Source organism: uncultured Alsobacter sp., from assembly GCF_945952055.1.
Taxonomy (GTDB): domain Bacteria; phylum Pseudomonadota; class Alphaproteobacteria; order Rhizobiales; family Beijerinckiaceae; genus Alsobacter.
The window spans coordinates 1-15,631 of sequence record NZ_CAMFHB010000024.1 but is presented as its reverse complement, the minus strand read 5'-3'; the positions used below and the strand labels follow the sequence as shown (position 1 = coordinate 15,631).

14 protein-coding genes are annotated in these 15,631 nt (G+C 68.5%); 10 read left to right on the top strand and 4 right to left on the bottom strand.

Annotation, left to right across the window (positions count from 1 at the left end):
* Positions 1-132 precede the first annotated feature (132 nt).
* The 4 genes from Q0Q47_RS17810 (at position 133) to Q0Q47_RS17795 (ending at position 4,489) form a co-directional block, all read left to right on the top strand.
* Positions 133-1,059 carry an ABC transporter permease gene (locus Q0Q47_RS17810; protein ID WP_293862780.1) on the top strand — a complete coding sequence of 309 codons (927 nt, stop codon included), beginning with the start codon at positions 133-135 and terminating at the stop codon, positions 1,057-1,059.
* 2 nt (positions 1,060-1,061) lie between these two features.
* Positions 1,062-1,973 carry an ABC transporter permease gene (locus Q0Q47_RS17805; RefSeq protein ID WP_293862778.1) on the top strand — a complete coding sequence of 304 codons (912 nt, stop codon included), beginning with the start codon at positions 1,062-1,064 and terminating at the stop codon, positions 1,971-1,973.
* A gap of 36 nt (positions 1,974-2,009) precedes the next feature.
* A complete protein-coding gene (locus Q0Q47_RS17800; RefSeq protein WP_293862776.1) occupies positions 2,010-3,575 on the top strand; it encodes an ABC transporter substrate-binding protein in 1,566 nt (521 codons plus the stop codon).
* Positions 3,576-3,640: 65 nt separating this feature from the next.
* Positions 3,641-4,489, top strand: a complete 849-nt coding sequence (locus tag Q0Q47_RS17795; protein ID WP_293862774.1) for a MaoC family dehydratase N-terminal domain-containing protein — start codon at positions 3,641-3,643, stop codon at positions 4,487-4,489.
* Positions 4,490-4,502: 13 nt separating this feature from the next.
* On the opposite strand, the gene Q0Q47_RS17790 is transcribed toward Q0Q47_RS17795, so the two are convergent.
* Together Q0Q47_RS17790 and Q0Q47_RS17785 are read right to left on the bottom strand one after the other, a co-directional pair.
* Entirely contained in the window at positions 4,503-5,180 is a 678-nt protein-coding gene (locus tag Q0Q47_RS17790) for a methyl-accepting chemotaxis protein (protein WP_293862906.1), read from the bottom strand.
* Positions 5,084-6,433 (bottom strand): protoglobin domain-containing protein, encoded by a 1,350-nt coding sequence (locus tag Q0Q47_RS17785; RefSeq protein WP_293862772.1) that lies wholly within the window; start codon positions 6,431-6,433, stop codon positions 5,084-5,086. Before Q0Q47_RS17785 ends, Q0Q47_RS17790 begins: the two co-directional genes overlap by 97 nt.
* 20 nt (positions 6,434-6,453) lie before the next feature.
* Between Q0Q47_RS17785 and Q0Q47_RS17780 the strand changes: the two genes are divergently transcribed.
* Positions 6,454-7,440 (top strand): aldo/keto reductase, encoded by a 987-nt coding sequence (locus tag Q0Q47_RS17780; protein WP_293862770.1) that lies wholly within the window; start codon positions 6,454-6,456, stop codon positions 7,438-7,440.
* 70 nt (positions 7,441-7,510) lie between these two features.
* On the opposite strand, the gene Q0Q47_RS17775 is transcribed toward Q0Q47_RS17780, so the two are convergent.
* Positions 7,511-8,656 (bottom strand): pilus assembly protein TadG-related protein, encoded by a 1,146-nt coding sequence (locus Q0Q47_RS17775; RefSeq protein ID WP_293862768.1) that lies wholly within the window; start codon positions 8,654-8,656, stop codon positions 7,511-7,513.
* Between the two features lie 307 nt (positions 8,657-8,963).
* Here Q0Q47_RS17775 and Q0Q47_RS17770 point away from each other — a divergent pair, with 307 nt between their 5' ends.
* From Q0Q47_RS17770 to Q0Q47_RS17755, 3 genes are all read left to right on the top strand, one after another.
* A complete protein-coding gene (locus tag Q0Q47_RS17770) occupies positions 8,964-9,743 on the top strand; it encodes a TIM barrel protein (RefSeq protein WP_293862766.1) in 780 nt (259 codons plus the stop codon).
* Positions 9,744-10,178: 435 nt separating this feature from the next.
* A complete protein-coding gene (locus tag Q0Q47_RS17760) occupies positions 10,179-11,372 on the top strand; it encodes an aminotransferase class V-fold PLP-dependent enzyme (RefSeq protein WP_293862764.1) in 1,194 nt (397 codons plus the stop codon).
* 213 nt (positions 11,373-11,585) lie between these two features.
* Positions 11,586-13,334 carry an adenylate/guanylate cyclase domain-containing protein gene (locus tag Q0Q47_RS17755; protein WP_293862762.1) on the top strand — a complete coding sequence of 583 codons (1,749 nt, stop codon included), beginning with the start codon at positions 11,586-11,588 and terminating at the stop codon, positions 13,332-13,334.
* 26 nt (positions 13,335-13,360) lie between these two features.
* Here the strand turns inward: Q0Q47_RS17755 and Q0Q47_RS17750 are convergent, their stop codons facing one another.
* Positions 13,361-14,299, bottom strand: coding sequence for a dihydrodipicolinate synthase family protein (locus Q0Q47_RS17750; RefSeq protein ID WP_293862760.1), 939 nt, complete (start codon positions 14,297-14,299; stop codon positions 13,361-13,363).
* A gap of 103 nt (positions 14,300-14,402) precedes the next feature.
* Here Q0Q47_RS17750 and Q0Q47_RS17745 point away from each other — a divergent pair, with 103 nt between their 5' ends.
* The gene (locus Q0Q47_RS17745) at positions 14,403-15,074 is read left to right on the top strand and encodes a GntR family transcriptional regulator (RefSeq protein ID WP_293862758.1); all 672 of its coding nucleotides are present in this window, start codon (positions 14,403-14,405) and stop codon (positions 15,072-15,074) included.
* A gap of 42 nt (positions 15,075-15,116) precedes the next feature.
* The gene (locus Q0Q47_RS17740) at positions 15,117-15,497 is read left to right on the top strand and encodes a VOC family protein (RefSeq protein ID WP_293862756.1); all 381 of its coding nucleotides are present in this window, start codon (positions 15,117-15,119) and stop codon (positions 15,495-15,497) included.
* The last annotated feature ends 134 nt before the right edge of the window (positions 15,498-15,631 follow it).

The following is a 15,631-nucleotide window of genomic DNA, read 5'->3' as shown; positions in this document are numbered from 1 at the left end:
TGGATGCCCGGGCCAAGCCCGGGCAGGACGCGGGAGGGGGATGCCGCCGATCAGCCCAGGGTCAATCCGTCGAACGACCAAGGAGCGACGAAGCTTCCGTCCCCATCGCTGGACCGCGGGAGGCCGCTGACCATGCGCTACGTCCTGCGCCGGTTGGCCCAGTCCGTCATCGTCGTGTTCGGCGTGAGCATCGTCGCCTTCGGGCTCCTGTTCCTCACGGGCGACCCGACGGAGGTGATCCTGGGCGACGGAGCGGACCGGATGACGGTCGACCAGATCCAGGAGTTCCGGGCGAAGATGGGCTTCGACCGGCCCTGGCTCGTCCAGTATGCGAGCTTCGTCGGCAAGGCGCTGCAGGGCGATTTCGGGTACTCGTTCATCCGCCACCAGCCGGCCTACGAGGTCATCGTCGACAAGCTGCCGGCCACCATCCAGCTCGCCGCCTTCGCCTTCGTGCTGTCGCTCGTGATCTCCATTCCCCTCGGCGTGCTGTCGGCGACCCGGCCGAACACGACGGTGGACCACGCCGTGACGGCCCTGACGCTCGCCGGCCAGTCGATCCCGAGCTTCTGGCTCGGCATCCTGCTGATCCTGTTCTTCGGGGTGGAGCTCAAGTGGCTGCCCATCTCCGGCAGCGGCACCTGGAAGCACCTGGTCATGCCGGGGATCACGCTGGCCGCGTTTCCCATGGCGCGCAACATGCGGCTGACGCGCTCGTCCATGCTCGACTTCATGCAGCGCGACTTCGTGCGCACGGCCCGCGCCAAGGGCATCAGCGAGCGCCGCGTGGTCTACGCCCACGTGCTGCGCAACTCGCTGCTGCCCATCGTCACCGCGGTGGGGCTCGAGCTCGGCTTCCTGCTGGGCGGATCGGTGATCGTCGAGACGATCTTCGGTTGGCCGGGCGTCGGGCGCGAGATCGTCGCCGCCATCGGCTCGAAGGACTTCTTCGTGGTGCAGGCCGGCGTGATCATGCTGGCGCTGATTTTCGCCGGCGTGAACCTGCTCATCGACCTCGTCTATGTCTGGGTCGATCCGCGCATCCGGCTGGGAGGCTGACGATGAGCGCGGACGCCGATCTCGCCCCCGCCCCCGCGACCGTTGCGCCGAAGCCGCGGCGCAGCCGCCTCCTGAAGCGCTTCGTGGGGAGCAAGGCCGCCGTCGTGAGCGCCATCGTGCTCGCCGTCGTCCTCATCGCCGCGCTCGGGGCGCCGTGGCTGGCGCCCAACGATCCCTTCGCGATCAAGCTCATCCAGCGGCTCAAGCCCCCCGGCTGGGTCAATTCGGCGGGTGCCACCTTCTGGCTCGGCACCGACGCGCTCGGCCGCGACGTGCTCAGCCGCCTCATCTACGGCGCCCGCGTGTCGCTCATCGTCGCGGTGTCGGCGCTGGCGATCTCGGGCGTGATCGGCCTCTTGCTGGGGCTCGTCTCCGGCTATTTCGGCGGCGTGGTCGACGACATCGTCATGCGCATCGCCGACATCCAGCTCTCCTTCCCCACCATTCTGCTGGCCTTGGCCATCATGGCCGTGCTGGGCAGCGGCCTCGACAAGCTGATCCTGGTGCTGGGGCTCACCGGCTGGGTGCAGTACGGACGGATCGTGCGCGGCCAGGTGCTCGCCATCAAGCAGGAGGAGTTCGTGCTGGCCGCGCGCGCCACCGGCGAGCGCCAATGGCGCATCCTGTTCCAGCACATCCTGCCCAACGTCTGGAGTCCGGTGATCGTGGTGGCGAGCTTCACCATGGCCAGCAACATCGTGGCCGAAGCCTCGCTCAGCTTCCTGGGCGTCGGCGTGTCTCCCTCGGTGCCGAGCTGGGGGACGATGCTGGCCGACGGACGGCAATATATCGGCATCGCCGAATGGCTGACCATTCCCGCAGGTCTGGCGATTTCGCTGACGGTGCTGTCGATCAACTTGCTGGGCGACTGGTTGAGGGACTTCCTCGACCCGCGCCTCAAGAACATCCTATAGTTTTCCCGCAACCTCCTGCCTGAACAGGACCCCGCGATGAACCAGATCCGCCTGCTCCGCTCCTCACTGATCGCGCTCGGCCTCGGCCTGGCCACCGTCGCTCCCGCCGCGCGCGCCGCCGACAAGCCGGTGGTGGTGCTCCTGAACGCGGAGCCGGTGAGCATGGACCCGATGTTCACGCAGGCCGACGCCCACCTGATCCTGACCATTCACGAGACGCTCTTCCGGCTCGACAACCAGGGCAAGGTCGTCCCGGCCATCGCCGAGTCGATCAAGATGCTCGACCCGCTCACCTGGGAGATCAAGATCCGCCCGGGCCTGACCTTCCACAACGGCGAGCCGATCAACGCCGACGCGGCGGTCTTCACGTTCGACAGGGCGAAGAAGCTTTTCGCCGAGGGAAAGGGCGACCTGACCTTCGCCTTGGGCGCGCTCAAGTACAAGACGATGGAGAAGGTCGACGACCTCACCGTGAAGCTCAACATGAGCGAGCCGGATCCGGTCATCACCGCGCACATGGTCAACCCGGAGCTCTCGCTCCTGCCGCCGAAGTACTACACCGAGAACCCGCCGGAGAAGGTGGCGTTCGCGCCGGTCGGCGCCGGCGGCTACAAGTTCGTGTCCTACAAGGCTGGACAGGGCGTCGTGCTCAAGGCCTTCGACAAGTACCGGCTAGGCAAGCCGCCGGTGGACGACGTGATCGTCAAGGCGGTGCCGGAAGTCGCGACCCGCATCAGCGAGCTGAAGGCGGGCTCGGCCGACCTGATGGTCGGCGTGCCGGCCGACCTGAAGCCCAGCCTCGACAAGACGCCGGGCATGAAGGTCATCGTGGCGCCGAGCTACCGTCGCCTGTTCGTGGCCATCAAGCAGGGCCGCCATCCCGCGCTCGCCGACGTGCGGGTCCGCCAGGCCATGAACCACGCCGTGAACTGCGAGGAGATCGCCTCGGCGCTCATGGGCGGCATGGCGAAGTGCAACATCGACCTCATCAACACGCCCTACAACAACCCGGGCCTGAAGCCCTTCGCCTATGACCCCGCCAAGGCCAAGGCGCTGCTGGACGCCGCCGGCTGGGTGCCCGGCAAGGACGGCATCCGGGTGAAGGACGGCGTGCGCCTGGCGCTCGACTTCGACACCACCAACGGCTCCTACCTGAACGACAAGGAGATCGCGCAGGTGATGGCCGACAGCTGGAAGGCCGTCGGCATCGAGATCAAGGACCTGCGCGTCATCGACAACGCCATCAACTCGCAGATGCGCGCCAAGCAGGGCGCCGGCTACCGCGACCTGATGAACTCCTCGTCCGGTCCCGACTACACCTGCCAGGGCGACCTGCTGCTGGTGCAGAAGGACAGCGGCTCCAACCGCATGAGCTGGGTCGACGACAAGTTCGAGGCCATGTTCAAGGCCTTCAACCAGGAATTCGACCAGTCGAAGTGGCAGAAGATGTGCTGGGACGCCGAGGCCTACGTGGCGGAGCAGGCCCCGGTGATCTGGATGTTCACCGAGCCCACCCTCTACGGCGTGTCCGACCGCCTGTCCTACGAGGCGCGGCCCGACGGGCGCATGTACCTGAACCTGGTGCTGAAGGGCGTGAAGTAAGGCGTTCACCTGAAGCCGGCGGAGCAGCCAGCCCCGCCGGCGCCCACGCGACAGGACCTGCCCCCGTGAGCGATCCGCCGCCCCTCGACGAGAGCCTTCTCAAGTCGTGGGTCGGCCGCGAGGAGGTGGCGCGGGACGTCGTCACCGAAGACCTGGCGCGCAAGTTCGCCGTGACGCTGGGAACGCCCGTTCCGCAGGTGGGCGAAGCGGTGCCGCCGCTCCTGCATTTCTGCCTGGCACAACCGGCGCTGCCCTTGGACGTGCTCGGGCCCGACGGTCATCCCCGCAAGGGCGGCTTCCTGCCGCCCGTTCCCCTGCCCCGCCGCATGTGGGCCGGCGGCGACGTGACGTTCCACCGCGACCTGTGCGTCGGCGACACCGTCCTGCGCCGATCGCGGATCGCGGACGTGACGATCAAGGAGGGCCGCACCGGGCGGCTCTGCTTCGTCTCGGTGCATCATGTCCTGGAGACGGGCGGCACGGCCGCGATCGACGAGATCCAGACGATCGTCTACCGGGACGCCACGCCGGTCGCGCCGGCGTCCAAGGCCTTCGTGCCGGCGCCCGCGGGCCAGACCACGGCACGGATCGTCGCCACGCCCACCCTGCTGTTCCGCTATTCGGCGCTGACCTTCAACGGCCACCGCATCCACTACGACCGCCGATATGCCGTGGAGGACGAAGGCTATGCGGGCCTCGTGGTCCACGGGCCGCTGCAGGCGACGTGGCTCTGCCACATGGCCGCGCGGGTGGCCGGGCGCACGCCGGCCCGCTTCACCTACCGCGGCCAATCGCCGGTGTCGGACGGCGAGACGATCGGCATCCATGCCGGTCCCCTCGCCGATGGTCGCCTCGCCCTCTGGACGGCCCGCGAGGGCGGGCCGGTCGCCATGTCGGGCGAGGCTTTCTGGTGAGCCGCCGCCGCGGTCAGCCGCGGGCGCGGGCAAACTGCTTCGGACGACCGGCCCCGGATCGCGCCGGCTGGCCGCGCTCGGCCTCCCATTGCGGCGCGGCCGAGAGCGCCGCCCGCACCGCGCCGAAGCGCGCGGCGGCGGCGGGCGTCTTGAACTGGGCGACGAGGTCGGACAGCCGCTCGACCTGCTGACCGAGCGTGGTGGCGGAGGCCGAGCTTTCCTCGGCGAGCGCCGCGTTCTGCTGCGTCATGCCGTCGAGATGCGCGATGGCCTGGCTCATCTCGTCGATGCCGCTGGCCTGCTCGGAGGCGGCCGCGGAGATGTCGCCCACCGTCGCCGCGGCCTCGTTGGAGGCCGAGACGATGCGGTCCAGGACCTTGCCGGCCGCGTTGACGAGCTTCACGCCCTCGGCCACCTCGTTCACCGACGTGCCGATCAGGTCCTTGATGTCGCGCGCCGCCTCGCCGGCGCGCTGGGCCAGCGTGCGCACTTCCGACGCCACCACCGCGAAGCCCTTGCCCGCATCCCCGGCGCGAGCCGCCTCCACGGCGGCGTTGAGCGCGAGCAGGTTGGTCTGGAACGCGATCTCGTCGATCACGGCCGTGATGTCGGTGATCTTGGACGAGACCTGCTCGATCTTGGCCATGGCCTCGACGGCCGTCTTGACCGTGCGGCCGCCATCCTCGGCGATGCCGCGGGCCTCCTCGGCCTTCGCCACCGCGTCGCGGCTCGAGGCGGCGGTCGTCTTGACCGACGCGGCGAGCTGTTCCGTCGTGGCGGCGGTCTCCTCGAGCGAGGAGGCCTGCTGCTCGGTCCGGGCGGCGAGGTCGTGGGCGCCGACGCCGATCTCGCTCGCGGCGCTGTGGATGTCCCGCGCCACGTCGCCGACGGCGCGATCGACTGCCCGAGCCGCTCGGCGGCTTCGTTGAAATCCGTCTTCAGGCGCTCGAACACGGGGGGCACCTCGGTGTCGATGCGCACCGTGAGATCGCCGGCGGCCATGGCCGTGAACGCCGCCCCGAACAGGTCGACGACCTGCTGCTGGGCCTCGTCGATCGCCTTGCGGGCGGCCACGGCCTGCTCCTCCTCGGCCTTGCGGCGGGCGGTTTCGGCGGCCTCGATGTAGACGCTGATGGCGAGGTCGATGTCGAGCAACACCGCCTTGGACAGCGCGGACAGCATCGCGGCCTTGTCGCCGTCGCTCTTGCCCCTGCCGAACCACGAGGACGCCCCGTCCTTCTGGCCGACGATCGCCTCGATGAGGTGCGAGAGGATGACGGCGTAACCGCCCACGTACCAGCGAGGCTCGAGGCCGATGCGGGCGTGGGTCATGCCGACCGCCCGGACGCCCTTGCCGTAAGCCTCGTTGAACGTGCCCGTCATGAGCATGTCCCAATGGCCGACCTGGCGGGACCGGGCCCCGTCCATCATGGTCTGGGACTTGAAGAAGCGGCGGGCCTGCTCGAACCCCTGCACGTGCCGGTAGAACTTGTCGAGGGCAACGGGAAGCTCCCGCTTCACCACGTCCGATGCGGACCGAAGGGCCTTCGCGGCAGCCTCGTCGATCGTATAGAAACTCAGCCTGGCTTCGAGATCGAGGCTGGACGGTTCGGTCTGCATACGCTCCTCGCTCCTTAGGTCGAATTCACGGTGAAGGACGCGGCCGATCGCTCTCGCCGGGCCGGGGCTCTCCCAGTCCGGTCGACGTCGCATTCGGTCCGTAGACATACGTAAGTGGATCTGCGTACGGCTATTTGCGTAGGCGACACGTACAAACAATCGGTAAAGCGAATGCCGAGCTGCAGCTTTGGCGTGCATTTGCGTCGCGAAAGCGATGTCGCACCCCATGTCGCAGCCGTCCCCGCAATTCGCAATACCGTTCTTGATCTGGGTTAAGTTTTGAGCGGTTGCCGCGCTCCGGCGGCTGGGGGATGCTGCGGCCATCCATCCTCGGAGAGAGCATCATGAGCACGCTGCCCCATCGCACCCTGGGAACCCAGGGCCTGTCCGTCTCCGCCATCGGGCTGGGCTGCATGTCGCTGTCGGGCACCTACGGGGATGCCGACGACACCACCTCGATCGATCTCATCCGCACCGCCGTCGACCACGGGCTGGACCATCTCGACAGTTCCGACATGTATGGCTGGGGGCACAACGAGGGTGTGCTCGGACAGGCCCTGAAGGGTCTTCGCGACAAGGTCGTTCTGGCGACGAAGTTCGGCCAGATCCAGAACCCGGGCGGTCCCAACGGGGTCAACGGCCGGCCCGACTATGTCAGGCAGGCCTGCGACGCCTCGCTCAAGCGGCTCGGCGTCGACGTGATCGACCTCTACTACCAGCACCGGGTGGACCCGTCCGTGCCGATCGAGGAGACGGTGGGCGCGATGGCCGGGCTCGTGCAGGCCGGCAAGGTCCGCTATCTCGGCCTGTCGGAAGCCCATCCCGATACGATCCGCCGCGCCCATGCGGTGCACCCGATCAGCGCGGTGCAGACCGAATTCTCCCTCCTCTACCGGCAGGAGGCCGAGGCCACCCGGGCGGTCACCCGCGCCCTCGGCATCGGCTTCGTGGCCTACAGCCCGCTCGGCCGCGGCTTCCTGACGGGCGCGATCAAGGAGCAGTCGCAGATCGACGGGAGGCGCTCGGCCCACCCGCGCTTCCAGCCCGAGAACTTCGGCACCAACCGGGCCCTCGTGGAGAAGGTGGAGGCGATCGCGGCGGAGAAGGGCTGCACGCCGGCGCAACTGACGCTCGCCTGGCTCCTGGCGCAGGGCGACGACGTGGCGGCCATTCCCGGCACCCGGTACTGGTCCCGCATCGAGGAGAACCTCGGCGCGCTGAAGGTCTCGCTCAGTCCGCAGGACGTGGCCCGCATCTCGGCCGCGGTTCCCGCCGGGGCCGCCGCCGGGACGCGCTATCCGGCCGGCGGCATGACGTCCGTGCAGCGCTAGCGCGGGCCTCTCCCGACACGTCGCGTTCGGCCTTGGCGCGGCATGATCCAGCCCAGGCCCTCGCCCGTGCTCACTGCAGCAGCATGGCCGAGGTGCCGATCTTCGCGATCTCGGCGACGGAGGTCATCTTCGTCACGTCGGCCTGCGCGGTCGCGTTGCCGGTCAGTTTGATCTGGTCGGCGATGATCGGCATGTAGGTGTTGGTCTGGCCGAAGGTGCCCGACCCGTTGATGGTCACCGTCTGGGTCGGGGTGTAGATCGCGCCTGCCAGCTTCGTCGACGAGTTGCCGTTGAGCGTGTTCCCGGCGCCGGCATTCGACGCCCTGTCCTGGAAGATCAGGATGCCGGCATAGGACCCCGACGTCGTCGCCTTCAGGTCGATGTTGGCCCCGCCATTGATGGTGAAGCCCGCCGATTTGCCCGTGAGCACGAAAGTGACGCCGTTGCCGGTCACGTTCGACTGGCTGGAGATGGCGAGGCCACCGTCCTTGATGATGTAGACGCCGGGGTCGAGGGTGGCGTCGCCCTTGATGTCGAGCCCGCCGCAATAGGTGCCGGGCGACAGCGCCTTCGACTTGTTCGGCTGGACGGTGAGGTTGTTGTAGCTGCAGCCGCCGCTCGTCGCCGTCGCGACCGCCGCGAACGGGTCCTTGGCGGGATAGCAATGGGTGAACGGCTTGGGGTTCATGTCGGCCGGGCCCGAGAAGCCGCCGACCGAACAGAACCCGTCGGCGGTGACGCTCGCCGACCCCGCCACGGAGATGGCGCTGTCGCTGTTGGAGTTGCTGTAGATCGAGCAACCCTTGGCGACCGTCAGGGACGAGCCGGAGAACGTGATCGCGCCGGACACGGTCTTGTTCAACGCCAGCAGGCACGCCGGCGGACCGCTGCGCAGCCGCGCCGCGACCGATTTCGTCGTCGCCGCCATGGATTGGGTGCCGGCGATCGATAGGAACGGGGTCTTCACCGTACTGGTCGCGGTCACGGTGACGAGATCGCCGTTGGCCACCGCCGTCACGGTGCTGGGCGTGGCCGTGTTGGTGAAGAAAGCCTGCGCAATTGTCGTCTTGTCGCCGTCCAGCGCCAGGGCCGCCGCGATGGCCGCCGCATCGGTCTGGGCCTGCATCTGCTGCCGGTGCTTGATGACCGTCGCGAAGTCCACGGCCCCCCCGATCGCGAGCCCGATCGGGATCATTCCGACCGCGAACGCGGTCATGACTGCGCCTTTCTCATCGTGGCGGAAGCGCTTCAACATCGGATACCTCCAAGCGTGGCAGCGTGAAGATGCGCATGTGTAACCGCCTGGGCAACATCCAGGTTAAGCTTGGGCGAACGAACTTAATCCTCCGACGGTCAACTTAATTCCTATCTTAGTAGTTACGGAGATGAATGGCCGCTAACCATACGGCCGCAGCCTGTTGACGAACGTCAATTCCGTGGCACTGGCGGCGCAGCCCGGCCCGTGCGAGGACATGTGTCCTTCGCGCCGCGCCGCCCGCGGCCCCGTATCGGAGAGACATGCGATGTCGCAGTTCGCCCTGTCCGTTTGCGCCGAGATGATCTGGCAGGACCGCCCGATGCCGTGGCGCGTCAACCGCCTGAAGGAGCTCGGCTTCGGCGTCGGCCTGTGGAACTGGCCGAACCACGACATCGCCGCGCTCGAGAAGACCGGCGCCTGCTTCAGCATCATGAACGGCTTCATGGCCGGCAGCCTGGTCGATGCCGAGGGCGCGCAGACGCTGCTGCGCAGTGCGCGGGAGACCGCGGCCGTCGGCAAGCGGCTGGGTGTCGCGCGCCTCAACATCCTGGGCACAGCGCTGGGCAACGGCGGCCTTCCCGTGCAGCCGATCGAGACCGTCACCGGACCGATGTGGCTCACCGCTCTCGATACGCTCAGGCGCGTCGCCGATCTGGCGGAGGCCGAGGACGTCGTCTTCACGCTGGAGAACCTGAACCTGCGCGTCGACCACCCGGGCGTGCCGTTCGCGCGCGCGGCGGATACGCTGGCGCTGGTCAGCGCCGTCGGCAGCCCGCGCCTGCGGCTCAACCTCGACCTCTATCATGCGCAGGTCGACGAGGGGAACCTGACCGAGCTCTGCCGGGCCTGCCTGCCCTGGATCGGCGAGATCCAGGTCGCCGACGTGCCCGGGCGCTTCGAGCCGGGGACCGGCGAGGTCAACTGGCCGGCCGTGGCGCGGGCGCTGCGGGGCATGGGCTACACGGGCGCGATCACCATGGAGGCCTACGCCAGCGGCGACCCGGAAGACGCCATCGCCGCCTTCAAGGCGGCGTTCACGGTGTGACCTGCGTCCGCCAAGTCAGGCTGGCGCGGTCCACGGATCGATGAGCTCGACATCGCAATCGACGAAGTCCCGCACATTCCTCGTGGCAAGCTGCGCCCGATGCGTACGTGCGATCGCCGCGATCTGGGCGTCCGACTGACTGATCCCCGCTGCGTTTCGCCTTCGCCGACCACGCCGCGCGAGATCTCACGCACCTCTTCCTCCATGGAGCGCCCGTTCCTGGCCGCGCGCACACGCAGCCGGCGCTTCAGATTGTCGTCGACTTGGCGGATGGTGATGCTGGCCATTCGAACTCCATCGGACCCGCTGCCGATCAAGCAATGCATGCATTGCTTTCAATTGGGGTTTTTCATTGACCCGTGCTCGCCGCCGTGGTTCTCCGACAGCCTCGCGCGTTGCTTGCCGCCCCTTCGCCCCCCTACAGGACACACGCCCATGTCGCTTGCCCGCGGACGTCACTTCCAGGCCATTCCCGGCCCGTCGGCCATGCCGGACGAGGTGCTCTCGGCCATGCACCGCGACGCCCCGAACATCTACGAGGGCTCGCTGATCGACGTCACGCTGGAGGTCGAGACGCGGTTGAAGGCCGTGGCCCGGGCCCAGAAGGCCGGGATCGTGATCTACATCACCAACGGCCATGGCGCCTGGGAAGGCGCGCTGATCAACCTGTTCTCGCCGGGCGACAAGGTACTCGCCCTCTACACCGGCCGCTTCGCGCGCGGCTGGGCGGACATGGCCAGGGCCATGCGGGTCGAGATCGAGGAGATCGACTTCGGCGCCCGCTCCTCGGTCGACCCGCAGCGGGTCGAGGACGCGCTCCGCCGCGACAAGAGCATCAAGGCCGTCCTGATGGTGCAGACCGACACGGCGAGCTCGGTGCGCAACGACGTGCTCGGCGTACGCCGCGCCATCGACGCGGCCGGCAGCGACGCCCTGTTCCTGGTGGACTGCATCGCGAGCCTGGGCTGCGAACCCTACGAGATGGACGCCTGGGGCGTCGACGTCACGGTGGCCGCTTCGCAGAAGGGCCTCATGACGCCGCCCGGCATCGGCCTCAACTACGTGGGCGAGAAGGCAAGGCGGGCGCGCAAGTCCGCCCAGCTCGTAACGCCCTACTGGGACTGGGAGCCGCGCCTCGAGCCCACCGCCTTCCACGCCCGCTTCTGCGGTACGCCGCCGACCCACCACCTCTTCGGTCTCCATGCCGCACTGGGCATGATCGAACGGGAAGGCCTGGAGAACGTGTGGGAGCGCCACCGCCGCCTCTCGGGCGCCGTGCACGCCGCGGTCGAGGCCTGGGGCAAGGGTGGCACGTGGGAGCTGAACATTCCCGACCCGGCAAACCGCTCCTGGGCGGTCAGCGCCATCCGGACCGGCATCGACGCCAATACGCTGCGGACCTACTGCGATGCCGAGCTCGACCTGACGCTGGGCGTCGGCATCTCGCTCTCCTCGGGCGCTGTCGGGGTGCGCGAGGCCGGCCTCTTCCGCATCGGCCACATGGGGCACCTGAACCCGCCGGCGATCCTGGGCACGCTGGCCACGATCGAGGCCGCCATGGAGGCGCTACGCCTCGAGCGCGGCCCCGGTGCCGTCGAGGCCGCCGCCAAGGCACTCGTGAAAGGCTGAGCCGCCGAGCGAAGGCCGGCAGCCAACGGCATGGCGCCCGTTCGGCGGGCGCCGTGGTCATCACGTCTGCGTGCCGTGGACCGGATCGGCCGCCGGCTGCTGCGCGCTCGGATTGCAATGCGGCATAGCTCTCGCCAGACTTGAAATCGGACGGGGAGTCCCCGATCCGGTTTCCGTGCTGACGAAAGCAGGCTGATGAGCGACGACTTGTAGGTGGAACGGCGTCTGGCAGCCATCCTCGCCCTGGACGTCGTCGGCTTCAGCCGCATGACCAGCCAGAACGAGGAAGGCACCCTCGCGGCCCTGAAGGCGCATCGGCGGGACCTGATCGACCCGACACTGCTGGCGGCACGGGGCCGGATCATCAAGTCGACGGGGGACGGCCTGCTCGCGGAGTTCTCGAGCTCGGTCGGAGCGGTGCGGTCCGCCGTGATGATCCAGCAGGGCATGACGGCCCGCAACGCCGGGCTCGCGCCGGACCAGCGCATGACGCTGCGCATCGGCATCCATGTGGGCGACGTGGTGGTGGACGATGCCGACCTCCTGGGCGACGGCGTGAACATCGCCGCGCGGCTCGAGGGCGTCTCGGCGCCGGGCGGCGTCGCCATCTCCGAGGACGTCTGGCGTCAGGTCCAGGGCAAGGTGGGCGCCGCCTTCGCCGACGCCGGGGAGATCCAGCTCAAGAACATCGGGCGCCCTGTGCGCGTGTTCCAGCTCGAGATCGCCGAGGTCTCGGCGCTGGACGTGCCGGCCCAGCCGGCGAACCTCGCCGTGCCGATGCCCGAACTGCCCTCGCTCGCGGTCCTGCCGTTCCAGAACATGAGCGGAGATCCGGACCAGGAGTTCTTTGCCGACGGGTTGGTGGAGGACATCATCACCACCCTTTCGAAGCTCACCGGCCTGCGCGTGATCGCCCGCAACTCGAGCTTCGTCTACAAGGGCCAGTCGGTCGACGTGCGCGAGGCCGGCAAGCAGCTCGGCGTGCGCCATGTGCTGGAGGGCAGCGTCAGGCGCGCGGGCAACCGCATCCGCATCACCTGCCAGCTCATCGACACGCGCACCGGTGACCATGTCTGGGCCGAGCGCTACGACCGGTCCGTCGACGACATCTTCGCGGTGCAGGACGAGATCACGCTCGTGCTGGCGACCGAGATGCAGGTGAAGCTGACGGAAGGCGAGCAGGCCCGGCGCCACTACACGACGAGCACGAACGTCGAGGCATGGACCTTATGGATGCAGGCCCTGTCGCTCTACAGGACGGCCGTCTCGAAGGACAATTGCTCGCGTGCGCTCGCCATCCTGCGCAAGGCCCTGCAGCTCGACCCGGATGCGCCGGCCCTCAACGCCATGGCCGGGCTGATGCATGCCGCCGATGCCCGGTTCGGATGGTGGGACGACCGGCCGACCGCGATCGCCAAGGGCAAGGAGCTCGCGGGCCGTGCCCTCGCCGTCGATCCCGAAAATCCCGATGCCCATGTCGACTTCGCCATGCTGGGCATGATCGAGGGCGACTGGGAGGCGGCCATCGCCCATGTGCGCAAGGCGACGGAGTGCTCGCCTGGCGCGGCAGACGCCGCGATGATGGCCTCGTTCATCCTGTGCTGTGCCGGGCATCCGCAGGAGGCGGTGCCGCTGATCGAGCGGGCCATGCAGTTGAGCCCGCACTATCCGGCCAACTATCTCGGCCACCTCGGCAATGCGTACAGGCTCACGGGGCGTTTCGACGAGGCCATCGCGGCCTTCAAGGCCTTCGATGCACGCTCGGCCGGCTTCGGCCTCACGGATCTCGTCATCGCGTATCGGCAGACGGAGAGACCCGAGCTGGCACGCCAGACGGCGGAGCGCTTCCTCGGCCTGCGGCCGACCTTCACGGTCGCCGGCTGGCGGAACACGCAGTTCCGCCGCAACCAGGCGCAGCTCGACGCCGAGGTCGGGATGCTGCAGGCGGCCGGACTGCCCTGAGGCAGCCCCGGCCGGCTCCTGCGCGATCAGCCGTCCGTCTTCGCCCAGTTCGCATACCAGCTCTGGAAGAGCTCCAGGTGGCTGCGGGCGAAGGTCTTCTGGCTTTCGGTGAGCGCGTCGGACGGGTTGAAGTGGTGCTCGTACTCGCGGTTGCCGGTGAGCACCATCAGGTACTTGTAGAAGAGCACCAGGTTCGATCCCTCGTCGAAGGTGGAGAGCACCTTCATCGCGGCCTCGAGCTCGAAGGCGCGGCGACGGGCGACGACGTCGCCGGCCTGGGCCTTCTGGCACAGCGACACGAGATGGAGCACCTCGCGCGGCAGGACGTTGCCGATGCCGGTGATCGCGCCCTTGGCGCCGCAGTAGACGAAGCCGTGGCAGACGCCGGTGTCGACTCCGACCATGAGGCTGAGCTCGGGCGAGCGCCCGGTGATGAACTCGGCCGCATAGGACATCGCCTCGTTGGAGCCGAACTCCTTGAAGCCGACGAGGTGCGGGTACTTCGCGTTCAGCGCGAAGAACAGGTCGGCCTTGGTCTGGAAGCCGTAGTAGGGGCTGTTGTAGATCACCGCCGGAAGGTCGACGGCGGCCTCCAGGATCCCGGCGAAGTGCGCGAACTGCGCGGCCGGCTCGGTGCCGCGGGAGAGCACGCGCGGGATCACCATGAGACCCGCCGCCCCCACCTTCTTGGCGTGGGCCGCGAGCGCGGCCGCGCGCATCGGGTTCTGCGCGCCCGTGCCGACGATCACGTTGACGCCGGCCTCGACCAGCTTCTCGACGCCGGTCATGCGCTGTTCGTCGGTGAGCAGCGGCCAGTCGCCCATGGAGCCGCAATAGACGACGCCCGACATGCCGAGGCCGACGAGTTCCCTGGCCTTGCGGACGAGCGAGACGTAGTCGGGCGCGCGGTCGGGACCGCAGGGCGTCATCAGCGCGGGGATCACCCCCTGGAACACGTTGGTCATGGTCTGTCTCCCGGTCGGATGCGGTGGGCGTTGACACTTTTGTAGATTGTATACATTATCCAGGCAAGGCCTTTTTCGAGGCGAGCCCTTTTCGAGGATAGAAATGGCCGCGCAGCCGCTGAAGCTCAGGACCCTGCAGGAAGCGATCGTCGATCGCCTGCGGGAGGCTATCCTCGCCGGCGAGCACCCGCCGGGCACGCAGCTGCGCCAGGAGGCGCTCGCCGCCTCCTATGGCGTGAGCCGCATTCCCCTGCGCGAAGCCTTCCGCCAGCTGGAGGCCGAGGGCCTCATCGAGATCGCCCCTCACCGCGGCGCGGTGGTCACGGGGCTCTCGCCGGAAGAGGTGCGCGACGTGTTCGCACTGCGGCGCGTGCTGGAAGCACGGTTGCTGCGGGCTTCGATCCCGAAACTCGACACCGACGACTTCAAGGATCTCGACACGGTGCAGGCGGCCTTCGCCGACGCGATCGCGCGCGGAGACACCAGCCAGTGGGGCGTTCTCAATGCGCGGCTGCACATGGCGCTCTACGGACGCGCCGCCCTGCCCCGCACGCTGAGCATCGTGGCGGGACTGCTGCAGACGAGCGAGCGCTACACCCGCCTCCAGCTCGCCACGCGCGAGGCCTGGCGCCGGGCCCAGCAGGAGCATGGCGAGCTGATCGCCCTGGCGCGCGCCGGGGACATCGAGGGCGCCTGCGCGCTGCTCGACCGGCACATCACGGCCGTGCTCGGTGATCTCGAAAGGCTGCTGGCGTCGACCGAGGACGTGGCTTAAGTCCGGGTCGCGCCCATCGAACGCAACCGCGGGACAGAACCGATGACCTACACCTACGACCACCTCCACCTGCGCAGCCGCGACGTCGTGGCCGCGGCCCGCTTCTATGTCGAGGCGCTGGGCGCCCGCGAGACCGGCCGGGTGGGCGACGCGGCGGCGCCGAGCCGCATCATGATCGAGCTCGGCGGCGTGAAGGTGTTCATCGAGCAGGCCCCCCAGGACATGCCCGCCGGCGCGACGCCGCCGCATGTCGGCCTCGAGCACCTCGGCCTTACCGTGCCCGACATCAAGGCAGCCGTGACCGACCTCGCCGCGCGCGGCTACCCGCTCGTCTCCGGCATCACGGAGTTGCGCGCCGACCTGAAGATCGCCTTCTTCGACGGCCCGGACGGGGTCCGGATCGAGCTGCTGCAGCGCAGCTGAGAGGTGGTGCGTCGATCGACGCGGCCGCCTGTGGACTCAGTGCTCGTCCAGCCAGGACACTTGAGTTCGCACCATCTCTCCGTCATGGCCGGGCTTGGTGTACAGACCGGAGACATGGTGAACACTCGTTCGGG

Bases quoted from the DNA above. Each gene is read 5' to 3' on its own strand.
- Q0Q47_RS17810 (WP_293862780.1), top strand. From the start codon at position 133: ATGCGCTACGTCCTGCGCCGGTTGGCCCAGTCCGTCATCGTCGTGTTC.
- Q0Q47_RS17805 (WP_293862778.1), top strand. From the start codon at position 1,062: ATGAGCGCGGACGCCGATCTCGCCCCCGCCCCCGCGACCGTTGCGCCG.
- Q0Q47_RS17800 (WP_293862776.1), top strand. From the start codon at position 2,010: ATGAACCAGATCCGCCTGCTCCGCTCCTCACTGATCGCGCTCGGCCTC.
- Q0Q47_RS17785 (WP_293862772.1), bottom strand. From the start codon at position 6,433: ATGGCCGCAGCATCCCCCAGCCGCCGGAGCGCGGCAACCGCTCAAAAC.
- Q0Q47_RS17780 (WP_293862770.1), top strand. From the start codon at position 6,454: ATGAGCACGCTGCCCCATCGCACCCTGGGAACCCAGGGCCTGTCCGTC.
- Q0Q47_RS17775 (WP_293862768.1), bottom strand. From the start codon at position 8,656: ATGACCGCGTTCGCGGTCGGAATGATCCCGATCGGGCTCGCGATCGGG.
- Q0Q47_RS17770 (WP_293862766.1), top strand. From the start codon at position 8,964: ATGTCGCAGTTCGCCCTGTCCGTTTGCGCCGAGATGATCTGGCAGGAC.
- Q0Q47_RS17760 (WP_293862764.1), top strand. From the start codon at position 10,179: ATGTCGCTTGCCCGCGGACGTCACTTCCAGGCCATTCCCGGCCCGTCG.
- Q0Q47_RS17750 (WP_293862760.1), bottom strand. From the start codon at position 14,299: ATGACCAACGTGTTCCAGGGGGTGATCCCCGCGCTGATGACGCCCTGC.
- Q0Q47_RS17745 (WP_293862758.1), top strand. From the start codon at position 14,403: ATGGCCGCGCAGCCGCTGAAGCTCAGGACCCTGCAGGAAGCGATCGTC.
- Q0Q47_RS17740 (WP_293862756.1), top strand. From the start codon at position 15,117: ATGACCTACACCTACGACCACCTCCACCTGCGCAGCCGCGACGTCGTG.